This window comes from Actinoplanes sp. ATCC 53533, from assembly GCF_003947245.1.
The window spans coordinates 1-12,181 of the sequence record NZ_QHHV01000145.1 but is presented as its reverse complement, the minus strand read 5'-3'; the positions used below and the strand labels follow the sequence as shown (position 1 = coordinate 12,181).

General features: G+C 69.8%; 7 protein-coding genes and 2 rRNA genes. 7 read left to right on the top strand and 2 right to left on the bottom strand.

Annotated features, from left to right (window positions below; translation table 11 throughout):
- Both DMB66_RS39690 and rrf read left to right on the top strand, forming a co-directional pair.
- Positions 1-458 (top strand): 23S ribosomal RNA (locus DMB66_RS39690); the annotation flags it as partial.
- Between the two features lie 86 nt (positions 459-544).
- Positions 545-661, top strand: a 5S ribosomal RNA gene (rrf, locus tag DMB66_RS39685).
- Positions 662-838: 177 nt separating this feature from the next.
- Here the strand turns inward: rrf and DMB66_RS39680 are convergent.
- Positions 839-1,507 carry a hypothetical protein gene (locus tag DMB66_RS39680; protein ID WP_125809278.1) on the bottom strand — a complete coding sequence of 223 codons (669 nt, stop codon included), beginning with the start codon at positions 1,505-1,507 and terminating at the stop codon, positions 839-841.
- A 114-nt stretch (positions 1,508-1,621) separates the two neighbouring features.
- Between DMB66_RS39680 and DMB66_RS39675 the strand changes: the two genes are divergently transcribed.
- From DMB66_RS39675 to DMB66_RS39665, 3 genes are all read left to right on the top strand, one after another.
- Positions 1,622-4,258: a valine--tRNA ligase gene (locus tag DMB66_RS39675; protein WP_125809277.1), complete on the top strand. Its 2,637-nt coding sequence runs from the start codon at positions 1,622-1,624 to the stop codon at positions 4,256-4,258.
- 73 nt (positions 4,259-4,331) lie between these two features.
- Positions 4,332-5,657 carry a folylpolyglutamate synthase/dihydrofolate synthase family protein gene (locus DMB66_RS39670; protein ID WP_125809276.1) on the top strand — a complete coding sequence of 442 codons (1,326 nt, stop codon included), beginning with the start codon at positions 4,332-4,334 and terminating at the stop codon, positions 5,655-5,657.
- A gap of 29 nt (positions 5,658-5,686) precedes the next feature.
- The gene (locus DMB66_RS39665) at positions 5,687-6,076 is read left to right on the top strand and encodes a DUF4233 domain-containing protein (RefSeq protein ID WP_125809280.1); all 390 of its coding nucleotides are present in this window, start codon (positions 5,687-5,689) and stop codon (positions 6,074-6,076) included.
- 46 nt (positions 6,077-6,122) lie between these two features.
- Here DMB66_RS39665 and DMB66_RS64435 read toward each other — a convergent pair whose 3' ends face one another.
- Positions 6,123-9,302, bottom strand: coding sequence for a VOC family protein (locus DMB66_RS64435; RefSeq protein ID WP_233625168.1), 3,180 nt, complete (start codon positions 9,300-9,302; stop codon positions 6,123-6,125).
- A 169-nt stretch (positions 9,303-9,471) separates the two neighbouring features.
- On the opposite strand from DMB66_RS64435, the gene ndk reads away from it, so the two are divergent.
- The gene (gene ndk, locus DMB66_RS39655) at positions 9,472-9,891 is read left to right on the top strand and encodes a nucleoside-diphosphate kinase (protein WP_125809275.1); all 420 of its coding nucleotides are present in this window, start codon (positions 9,472-9,474) and stop codon (positions 9,889-9,891) included.
- A 375-nt stretch (positions 9,892-10,266) separates the two neighbouring features.
- Positions 10,267-12,181, top strand: a 1,915-nt coding sequence (gene ileS, locus DMB66_RS39650) for an isoleucine--tRNA ligase (RefSeq protein ID WP_125809274.1), incomplete at its 3' end; no start/stop codon positions are given.

Below are 12,181 nucleotides of genomic sequence, written 5' to 3'. Positions count from 1 at the left end.
GGGATAACAGGCTGATCTTCCCCAAGAGTCCATATCGACGGGATGGTTTGGCACCTCGATGTCGGCTCGTCGCATCCTGGGGCTGTAGCAGGTCCCAAGGGTTGGGCTGTTCGCCCATTAAAGCGGTACGCGAGCTGGGTTTAGAACGTCGTGAGACAGTTCGGTCCCTATCCGCCGTGCGCGTTGGATACTTGAGAAGGGCTGTCCCTAGTACGAGAGGACCGGGACGGACGAACCTCTGGTGTGCCAGTTGTCCCGCCAGGGGCACGGCTGGTTGGCTACGTTCGGAAGGGATAACCGCTGAAAGCATCTAAGCGGGAAGCTCGCTTCGAGATGAGGTATCCCACCACCTTTGAGTGGGTAAGGCCCCCAGCTAGACTACTGGGTTGATAGGCCGGAGATGTAAGCCTAGTAATAGGTTCAGTCGACCGGTACTAATAGGCCGAGGGCTTAACTACCCTAAACTTTGTGCTACGCGTCCACTGTGTGATTCACAGCTTACAAACAACCAGTCATGGTGTTGTTTGTGATTGCTGGCAGCTGTTTCGGTGGTTATAGCGGAGGGGAAACGCCCGGTCTCATTCCGAACCCGGAAGCTAAGCCCTCCAGCGCCGATGGTACTGCACTCGGGAGGGTGTGGGAGAGTAGGACGCCGCCGGACTTAACGTCAGAGAAGGCCCACACCAGTGATGGTGTGGGCCTTCTCCTTTTTATGGAGCTCACCCCCGGTCGGGGGGCGGGCTCCATTTGCATTTCCGGGCCGGTTGCATTTCCGGGATTTGCATTTCCGGGCCGCGGCGGGGAGGGACGCCGCCCCTCCCGCCGGAGCTCTCTGGGATCAGTCGCGGGTCTGGGATGCGGCGCGGATGTCGCCGAGCAGCTTCGCTGAGTCTTCGACCGTGCGCCCCGGGAACATGGCCAGTGCGAGGCTTCCGTGGTCGGCCCAACCGCATACCGGCATGTCGGCGCCGTCCGCCTTGGTGCTGCCGCACTTCATCGTGCCGCCGAGCGGGCCGGCCGGCACGTCGTGCAGATCCGTCACCGCGCCCTGCTCGTCGGAGACCAGGCCGAACGCTGTCTTGAGGTCGTCCTCCGGCGTCCAGAACAGCGTGGTGCCACCGAAGAACAGGACGTCTTTGCCGGAGCCGTCGGTGAACACCGCACCGACTGCGCGATCCAGGTCCACGTCCGCCGACAGCGCGGTCTGTAGGTAGTCGGCCGTGCTCCGGCCCTCGTCACTGCCGTCGACGCTGAGCCCCGCGACTGTCGCCGGCACCGTGAGAGTCGCATCCTTCTGCGAGGCGATCCGCCAGCCGACGTATCCCAGGACGGAGGCGCCCGCGAGGCCCACCGCCAGCAGTGAGCTCAGCACGATCGTCCGGGTTCGCGACTGCGGCTTTCGCTCCTCCGGCTCCGGCTCGGCGGCCTCGGAGAGGGTGAAAGGGTCGGCGGCGATCTCCACCGGCGCCGCGTCGGGCGGCGGAGGGGGGCCAGGGCGTTCGGACATCGTGCGAGCCTAACAACCGTCCGCCGGGACCCGGGCGTTATCCACAGGCAGGCGCTGTCCACAGGAGGGCGGTGCGATCGCAGGCTTCCCGCGCGGCCTCCGTAGACTTGTCGGGTGAGCGAAGCAACCGACACCCGTACCCCTGACAGCCGGCCCACCGGTGGCCTCTCCGCCCAGTATCAGCCGGGCGAGGTAGAGCAGCGGCGGTACGAGCAGTGGGTATCGGCGGGCTACTTCACGGCGGACCCGGCAAGCGACAAGCCGCCCTTCTCCATCGTCATCCCGCCGCCGAACGTGACCGGCTCTATGCACGTCGGCCATGCCCTCGAGCACACCATCATGGATACCCTGAGCCGCTTCAAGCGGATGCAGGGCTTCGAGGTGCTGTGGCTGCCCGGCATGGACCACGCCGGCATCGCCACCCAGAACGTCGTCGAGCGGCAACTCGCCGCCCAGCAGCTCTCCCGCCACGACCTCGGCCGGGAGGCGTTCGTCGAGAAGGTCTGGCAGTGGAAGGCCGAGTCCGGCGGTGCGATCACCGGTCAGATGCGCCGGCTGGGCGACTCCGTCGACTGGAGCCGCGAGCGCTTCACCATGGACGAGGGCCTGTCCAAGGCCGTGCAGACCATCTTCAAGCGGCTGTACGACGACGGCCTGATCTACCGCGCCGAGCGCATTATCAACTGGTGCCCGCGCTGTCTCACCGCGCTCAGCGACATCGAGGTCGAGCACAGCGACGACGACGGCGAGCTCGTCTCCATCCGCTACGGAGACGGTGACAACGCCATCGTCGTCGCCACCACCCGGGCCGAGACGATGCTCGGTGACACCGCGGTGGCCGTGCACCCCGACGACGAGCGTTACCGGCACCTGATCGGCACCGAGGTCGAGCTGCCGCTGACCGGGCGGCGCATCCCGATCGTGGCCGACGAGCACGTCGACCCCGCCTTCGGCACGGGCGCGGTCAAGGTCACGCCGGCGCACGACCCGAACGACTTCGAGATCGGCCGGCGGCACAACCTGCCGAGCATGACGATCATGGACGAGCGTGCCGTCATCACCGTGCACGGCCCGTTCGAGGGTCTCGACCGATACGAGGCCCGGCCCGCAGTGGTCGCCGCCCTGCGCGAGCAGGGGCGCATCGTCGCCGAGAAGCGGCCCTACCAGCACTCCGTCGGGCACTGCTCGCGGTGCAAGACGACTGTGGAGCCGCGGCTGTCGCTGCAGTGGTTCGTCAACACCGGCCCGCTGGCGAAGGCGGCCGGCGACGCCGTCCGCGACGGCCGGGTGACCATCGAGCCGCCGGAGCTGGCGAAGCGATACTTCGCGTGGGTCGACAACATGCACGACTGGTGCATCTCGCGGCAGCTCTGGTGGGGCCACCGCATCCCGGTCTGGTACGGCCCGGCCGGCGAGGTCGTCTGCGTCGGACCGGATGAGGAGCCGCCGTCCGGTGACGGCTGGAGCCAAGACGAGGACGTGCTCGACACGTGGTTCTCGTCCGGGCTGTGGCCGTTCTCCACGATGGGCTGGCCCGAGCAGACCGAGACGCTGGCCAAGTTCTACCCGACAAGTGTGCTGGTCACCGGCTACGACATCCTCTTCTTCTGGGTCGCCCGGATGATGATGTTCGGCCTGTACGCGATGAACGGTGTGCAGCCGTTCGACGTGGTGGCCCTGCACGGCCTGGTTCGCGACGCGCACGGCAAGAAAATGTCGAAGTCCTTCGGCAACGCCGTCGACCCGCTGGACTGGATCGACCGGTACGGTGCGGACGCCACCCGCTTCACGCTGGCCCGCGGCGCCAACCCCGGCTCCGATGTGCCGATCAGCGAGGAGTGGTGCCAGGGGTCGCGCAACTTCTGCAACAAGCTCTGGAACGCGACGCGCTTCGCGCTGATGAACGGCGCCACGGTCGACGGCGAGCTGCCGGCCTCGGCGGAGCTGTCGAGCGTCGACAAGTGGATCCTCTCGCGGCTGCAGCACGTCATCGCCGAGGTCGACGAGCAGCTCGCCACATACGAGTTCGCCAAGGCGTGCGACACGCTGTACCACTTCGCGTGGGACGACGTCTGTGACTGGTACGTCGAGCTCAGCAAGCCGGTGCTCGCCGGCGACAGCATCGAGGCCGTGCGCTCGCGCCGGGTGCTCGGGCACGTCCTCGACCAGCTGCTGCGCTTGCTGCACCCGGTGATCCCGTTCGTCACCGAGGAGCTGTGGACGGTGCTGACCGGCGCCGAGTCGATCGTCGTCGCCGCATGGCCGGTCGCCGACGTCGCGCGCATCGACGACGTGGCGGAGGAGGAGCTGGCCGCGCTGCAGAAGGTCGTCACCGAGGTGCGACGCTTCCGCTCCGACCAGGGCCTGCGCCCGGGCCAGCGGGTCAGCGCCGCGCTGACCGGCCTCGGCAACGTCGGGATCGACGTGCACGAGCCGCTGATCCGTTCGCTCGCCCGGCTCGACGCTCCCGGCGCGGAGTTCGCGGCCACGGCGACCCTCGCGGTCACCGGCGGCATCACCGTCGACCTCGACACCCGCGGCACGATCGACATCGCCGCCGAACGGGCCCGCCTCGACAAGGACCACGCCGCGGCCGAGAAGGAAGCGGCCCAGTGCCGGGCCAAGCTCAACAACGACGCCTTCATCGGTAAGGCGCCCGAACAGGTCGTCGCGAAGATCAAGGACCGGCTGGCCACGGCCGAGGCTGACCTGGCGAGAATCGCGGCGGCCCGCAAAGCGTTGCCTGCATGACGGGGCCAACGACCGAATCAATCAGCTCAGTGGATGCCCCACCCCCTGAGCGGGAGCTTTGGCAGATCATCTGATGAGCACATACAAAGAGGTGATCGCCGCGCTCGACGGGCGTGGTTTCACCCGCATGGCTTTCGACATGCAGAAGATCCGTGACCTCATGGACGTGCTCGGCAGTCCGCAGCGGGCTTACCCGTCCATCCACCTGACCGGGACCAACGGCAAGACGTCCACGGCGCGGATGATCGACGGCCTGCTGCGGGCGCATGGCCTGCACACCGGCCGCTACACCAGCCCTCACCTGGAGACCGTCCGGGAGCGGATCAGTCTCGACGGCGAGCCGGTGTCCGAGGAGCGGCTCGTCGCCGTCTACGACGAGGTCGCCCCGCTGGCCGAGCTGATCGACGACCGGTCGGCCGAACCGCTCACCTACTTCGACATGACCACGGCGCTGGCGTACGCGACGTTCGCCGACGCGCCCGTGGACATCGCCGTGGTCGAGGTCGGGCTCGGCGGTGAGGAGGACGCGACCAACGTCCTCGAGGCCGGCGTCTGCGTGATCACCCCGATCGGGCTCGACCACACCGAGTGGCTGGGCGACACGATCGAGGACATCGCCTGGGCCAAGGCGGGCATCATCCACAAGGACGCCACCGTGATCAGCGCCCTGCAGACCGAGGATGCGATGCGTCCGCTGCTGGAACGCTCCGCGCAGGTGGGAGCGAGCGTCGCCCGCGAGGGCAGCGAGTTCGGCGTGATCCGGCGCGACCAGGCGGTCGGCGGCCAGGTCCTCACCCTGCAGGGCCTAGGTGGGGTATACGACGAGGTGTTCCTGCCGCTCTTCGGCGCCCACCAGGCGCAGAACGCCGCCCTCGCGCTCGCGGCGGTCGAGGCGTTCCTCGGCGCGGGCGCGACCAAGCAGCTCGACGCCGACCTGGTTCGGGAGGGCTTCGGCGGCGTCGACTCGCCGGGCCGACTCGAACGGGTGCGCAGCGCGCCGACGATCCTGCTCGACGGGGCACACAATCCGCACGGCATGGCGGCGACCGTTACCGCCCTGGAGGAGGAGTTCTCCTTCCGCCACCTGGTCGCGGTGGTCGGGGTGCTCGCCGACAAGGACGTGGCCGGTCTGCTCGAGTTGCTCGAGCCGGTCGCGGCGCAGCTGGTGGTGACGCAGAACAGCTCCCCGCGCGCGATGCCGGTCGACGAGCTCGCCCAGCTCGCGGAGGAGATCTTCGGCGAGGACAGGGTGACGATCACCGAGAACATGCCCGACGCCATCGAGGAAGCGGTCGTGCTCGCCGAGGAGAACACCGACGGCGAGCACAGCGGCGTCGCGGTGCTGATCACCGGCTCGATCGTGACGGTCGCCGACGCGCGGAAGCTGCTGAAGAAGTGACCACGCCGCCGCCGGAGCCGGTCTCGCCCGTGCCCCCGTCGCACCCGGAGGCGCCTGCCGGCGCCGAGGGGGCCGAGCCCCGGCGGTCCGGCCTGCGCAATCCCGAGGCGGCGGTGCGTGGGCTGGGATCGGGCACGCTCGTCCTGGAAGCGATCGTCCTGCTGCTGGCCATCCAGCCGATCCGCATCATGGGCGGTGATCTCAGCGGCTGGGGCATCGGGGTGGTCGTGGCGCTGGCGCTGCTGGCGGCGGTGCTGGCCGGCAGCATGCGCCGCCCGTGGGCCTGGCACGCGGGCACGACGCTCCAGGTCATGCTGCTGGCGTCCGGGCTGTTGCACTGGTCACTGGCGGCGCTGGGGCTGATCTTCGGCGCTGCCTGGGCGTATGCGACGTCGGTGCGGCACAAGATCCTGGACTGACCGGTCCAGCCACCGCTGGAGGCGGCGGGTGGACCGGCGGGCCGGGTCAGCGGATCGCGCGCCATTGGGTGATGGCGATGTTGTGCTTGTCGGGATCGTGGAGCGAGGCCGCCCAGAGCTCCAGCCTGTCGCCGCGGTTCACCGGACGCGGACCGTGGACGAACTGCACGCCCTTGCGCTTCAGCTCCTCGTAGACCGCCTCCACGTCACCTACCTCGAGGTTCAGGTAGACCAGGCGCCCAGCGGCACCGGACACGTCATGGACCGCGCGCAGCACCAGCCGCGTGTCGCCGGAGGCGAGCACAGCGCTGCCCGAGCCGGCGTCGATCTCGTAGAAGCCCAGCATGTCGCGGTAGAAAGCCACCGACCGTTCGAGATCGGTGACCAGCACCGTGATCCCCACGCCGTGAATGGCACCCGCGGGGCCCGTGCGGGCGCTCGGGTAGGCGGTGATCACGTCGTCGGCGCGCTCGTCCGGCTCGAAGCCACCTTCGAGGTCGGCCCAGGGCTTCCCGCGCCTGGCCTGGGACCCTCCGGCGGCACCCGCACGCCCGACGGCGGCGGCACCGGCGGCCGTCGACGTGTGACCGGGCGCCGAAGGGCTCGGTGCGGATCCCGTCACGGTCGCGTCAGTGGCTGCGGCCGGGGGACTGCCCGGGGTGGGCTCGCCGGAGGTTCCGGTGCTGTAGAGGCTTCCGGGCCGGATCGGGGTGGGTTCCCGGCGAGGTTTGGTGTCCGCGAGACTTCCGGTGCCGGAACCGCCGCCCGGACCGAACGCCGTCGGGGATGTGTATACCTGTCCGGGACGCACCTCGGGAGCAGGTGGCTGGGCGGGGTCGGCGGGCTCGGACTCCGGAGCAGCGGCGGACGCCGTGCCGGCCTCGGGCTGTGGGCCCGATGGCCACCGGCTCGTCGGCCCCGACTCCGACCTCGCGGCCGACCCCGGTGCGGGGACGGCAGCCGAAGCAGCGCCGGCAGTAGGAACAGCCTCGGTGGTCGGGCTGGGTGCGGTGGTCGGGCTGGGCGTGGTGGTCGGGCTGGGCGCGGTGGTCGGGCTGGGCGTGGTGGTCGGGCTGGGCGCGGTGGCTGGGCTGGGCGCGGTGGCAGGGCTGGGCGCGGTGGCAGGGCTGGATGCGCTGGCCTGGCTGGGCGCGGTGGCCGGGCTGGATGCGCTGGCCGAGCGCGGCTCGGAGGCGGGCTCGGCGGCCGGGCGGGGAGATGCCGGCTCGGTAGCCGGGTGGCGAGGTGCAGACTCGGCGGCCGGGCGAGAAGCGAAAGGTTCAGCCGCCGGCCGAGAGGCGGAAGGTGCGGTAGCTGGGCGAGATGCGGAAGGATCGGCGGCCGACCGAGAGGCGGAAGGTTCGGTGGGCAGGCCAGGGTCGGCGGCGTTAGGCGCGCGGGCCGAATCGGTGGTCGGCACTGCGCCCGCAGCAACGATCGGGTCGCCTTCCGGAGAAGGGCCGGCCGTGGACGGGGTTGCGGCCTGCCTCGGCGCGACGGTGTCAGCCGAGCCAGGCGCGTCAGGGCTTGCCGAGCTAGGGCGTGCCGGGCCAGGACGTGCCGGGACCGGGCGCGGGCGTTGCGCGGGGGCGGGGCGCGGAGCCTCGGAGGACGGGCGGGGTTCTTCCTGTTTCCTGTTGCGGAAGACGTTGCCGAGGGCGGCGATTCCGGCCGTCATCACCGCACCGGCCGCCGCTGCCAGGCCAGTCGACTGTGCCTCGCTCCTCGGCCGGTCCTTCTCGCCGGACGGTCGCTCTGCCTGCGGCGCGTCGGGCACCGCCGTCGGTCGAGGCCGCTGGCGGCCTTCCGCCGCTGGGCGTGCATCGAAAGCCGACGCCGGCGGTGCATCGGAAGCCGGGATGCCGGAAGCAGACGCTGGCGGGCCATCAAGAGCAAAGTCCGGTGCCGCTTCCGAAGCGGGCACGGCCTCCGGCTGCTGGGCACGGATCTCCCACGGAGGCGGTTCCAGATCCCCCAGCAGCACGTCATCCGCTGATCGAGCCCTCGGCCGCGACGGCGGCGCGTCTTCCGCGTCGAGAACGCGCCCTGCCCGATCCTGCGAGGTCGACGGCTCCGATGTGGCCGTCGCCGCGGTGGCGGGGATGTCAGCGGCCGGTGGGGCGATGAGGTCTTGGTCCACAGCCGCCTGCGCAGCCGGCCTGGTCTCCGGTGCCGGCTCCGGGTCGCCGTCCAGCGAGAGGTCGATCTCCGGATCGTGGTCCACGGCGGCCACCGGCCCGGAGGCGGCAGCAGCCTCCGTGGGGGTGCGCTGCGCCGGGGCGACCGGCGCCGACTCTTCCTCATCTGCCACGACCGCCGAAGCTGCCGAAGCCGTTGCGTCGGCAGAGGCGGAAGGGGCGGAAGAGGTGGAAGCGGGTGAGACAGGCGAAGCGGAGGGCGGCTCCGCGTGCGGCCGAGGTCGAGGCCGGGGCTTCTCCGCGGGGCGCGGCGGTGTGGCCGTCGCCGTGCGGGCTCGCTGCGGCAGCGGTGACGTGTAGTCATAGTCCGGCTCGACCAGGTGGCCTTCGACGATCGGGCCGCCCGGGGCGTCGCGGACGATCACCGGTGAGGTTTGTTCCTCCATCAGGCCCGCTCGCGGGGGCGGCGGTGGCGGGCCGTCCGCGTCACCCGGTCGAGGGGACGGTGGCGGCGGTGGCGGCTCGTCCGGGCCTCGGCCCCACTGCCTGTCTCTTGTCGCCCATGGTGGGGGTTCCGGTTCGCCGCCCAGCAGGTCGTCGTCCGGCAGGTCTTCCTCGTAGTACGTCGGCGGGACGTTGAGGTTCGTCGTCTCGTAGGTTTCCGCTTCGTCCCAGTTTATCCGGACCCGCCGCATGTCGTCCACGTCCACCGTCACCGGCAGGGTGTCGCCGACCCGGGGCCATTTGACCACCGGGACGCGGGGGTCGCGGACCGTCACCTCCGACGTCGGCAAGCCCGGCGCGACGATCACGATCTGTAGTTCCGCGCGGCCGTAGATCGCCGTGGCCGGGGCTTCGGAGACCGCCTTGACCTGCGCCGATCCGGCCACCCAGGCGCGGGCTCCGCGTCTGACCACGTTGACCATGCCGAGGCCGATCGCCAGGATCAGCATCGCCAGGCCGAGCGCGACGATCGCCCAGCTCGACATGCCGAGGCCGAACAGCATCACGAAGACCGCGATCGTGCCGACGACCGCCGCCACGAGTTTGCGGGCCGGTGCGATCGGCCGGCCGTTCTGGTTCGCCACAGTGGACCTCCCGGGTGTACCCGTCAGGTTACGTAGCCGCCACCGCCCGTGGAAAGTGCGCTTCCGGGCGGTTGCTGCTCACGCCCCGGGCGGTACCGATAGGCTGACACTCCGGTGTCACCCCACCGGTGTGTCAGCCTGCCCATGTCATGACCAGGAGGATCTTCCGGTGTCCACCACCCCCGCGGAGCGCACGCTCGTGCTCGTCAAGCCCGATGCGCTGCGGCGCGGCCTGCTCGGGGAGATCCTCGGCCGGTTCGAGCGCAAGGGTCTCACGATCGACGCGCTGGTCGTGCGGAGCATGGACGCCCAGCTGGCGGACGAGCACTACGCCGAGCACGTGGACAAGGCTTTCTACCCGCCGCTCAAGGATTTCATGACCAGCGGGCCGCTCGCCGCCCTGGTGCTCTCCGGCGATGAGGTCATCGCGGTCGTCCGGGCGCTGGTCGGCGCCACCGACGGGCGCAAGGCCGCCGCGGGCACGATCCGTGGCGACCTGTCGCTCTCCAACCGGGAAAACCTCGTGCACGCCTCCGACTCCTCCGACAGCGCGAAGCGTGAGCTCGCTCTCTGGTTCCCGGAGCTTTAGAACCGCCGTCACCTCGGTGACGCCCGTGCGCCAGGTTGTGCCGGATATGGGCCGAGGCGGGCCGGCCGGACCGGTGCCTTCCGGGTGGATCCGCGGGACCGGGAGGGCGTCTCGTTGTGGAGTACGACCCTGCCGGCGCCGCGGAACAAATGACGGCCGGTATCGTTGGGGTAGTCAGGCGACGATCCGGCCATCACCGGGGAGCCTCCGGAAGAACGGGCGCTCGCGCCTCAGTAGAACCGGGCGGACACCGGCCCGCACCACAGCCGGCGAACGAAGCGGGCGGCCGCACGGCCGTCAAGCGAGGTGGTACCGCGGGCTTCGGCTCGTCCTCGCAGTCCACGACGTGTGAACTGCATGAGGAGCGAGCGCCAGATGGCCTACCCCAAGCACACCGACGCGGCCGGCGTACCGGCCAGCCCCGACCTGCCCGCGGTCGAACGGGCCGTGCTGGCGCACTGGGCCGCCGACAAGACGTTCGAGGCCAGTGTCGACGCGCGCCCGGCCGGGCGAGACGGCAGCAACGAGTACGTCTTCTATGACGGCCCGCCGTTCGCCAACGGGCTGCCGCACTACGGCCACCTGTTCACCGGCTACGTCAAGGACCTGGTCCCGCGCTATCAGACCATGCGCGGCAAGCGCGTCGAGCGCCGCTTCGGCTGGGACACCCACGGGCTGCCCGCCGAGGTCGAGGCCGAGAAGCAGCTCGGCATCACCACCAAGTCGCAGATCCTCGAGCTGGGCGTCGACAAGTTCAACGACGCCTGCCGGACCTCGGTGCTCACCTACACCAAGGACTGGGAGCGGTACGTCACCCGGCAGGCGCGCTGGGTCGACTTCGACAACGACTACAAGACCCTCGACCCGGACTACATGGAGTCGGTCATGTGGGCCTTCCAGACCCTGTACGACAAGGGCCTGGTTTACGAGGGCTTCCGGGTGCTCGCCTACTGTTTCCGCTGCGAGACGCCGCTGTCGAACACCGAGACCCGGATGGACGACGTCTACCGGGACCGCACCGACCCGGCGCTGACCGTCACGTTCCAGCTGGAGACCGGCGAGAAGATCGCGGTGTGGACCACCACGCCGTGGACCCTGCCGTCGAACCTCGCGCTCGCCGTCGGCCCGGACATCGAGTACGCGATCCTGGAGAAGGACGGTGAGAAGCTGATCCTGGGTGCGGGGCGCGTCGCGGCGTACGCGAAAGAGCTTGAGGGTTTTGAAAGGGTCGGCACCGTGCTCGGCCGGGAGCTGGCCGGTCGCCGGTACGCCCCGATGTTCGGCTTCCTGGTCGAGCAGGCCGGCCCGAACGCCTTCCAGGTGCTCGCCGCCGACTATGTCAGTGACGAGGACGGCACCGGTGTCGTGCATCAGGCGCCCGCCTTCGGTGAGGACGACCAGAATGTCTGCAACACCGCCGGCATCCCGACGATCGTGACCGTCGACGAGCACACCCGGTTCACCGCGCTCGTGCCCGACTACCAGGGCGTGCAGGTCTTCGACGCGAACAAGCCGATCATCGCCGACCTCAAGGGACGCGGCATGGTGCTGCGGCACGAGGGCTACACGCACTCGTACCCGCACTGCTGGCGCTGCGACACCCCGCTGGTCTACAAGGCCGTGTCGTCGTGGTTCGTGGCCGTCACCAAGTTCCGCGACCGGATGGTCGAGCTGAACCAGGAGATCACCTGGACGCCGGCGCACATCAAGGACGGCTCGTTCGGTAAGTGGCTGGCCAATGCCCGGGACTGGTCGATCAGCCGGAACCGGTTCTGGGGCTCGCCCATCCCGGTGTGGAAGTCCGACGACCCGAACTACCCGCGGGTGGACGTCTACGGCTCGCTCGCCCAGCTCAGCGAGGACTTCGGGGTCGAGGTCACCGACCTGCACCGGCCGTATGTCGACGAGCTGACCCGGCCCAACCCGGACGACCCGACCGGGCAGTCGACCATGCGCCGGGTGCCCGAGGTGCTCGACTGCTGGTTCGAGTCCGGGTCGATGCCGTTCGCCCAGGTGCACTACCCGTTCGAGAACAAGGACTGGTTCGAGCACCACTACCCGGGCGACTTCATCGTCGAATACATCGGGCAGACCCGCGGCTGGTTCTACACCATGCATGTGCTGGCCACCGCGCTGTTCGACCGGCCGGCGTTCCGCAACTGCCTGAGCCACGGCATCCTGCAGGGCGCCGACGGCCGCAAGATGTCCAAGAGCCTGCGCAACTACCCGGACGTCTACGAGGTCTTCGACTCCTACGGCTCCGACGCGATGCGCTGGATGCTGATGTCCT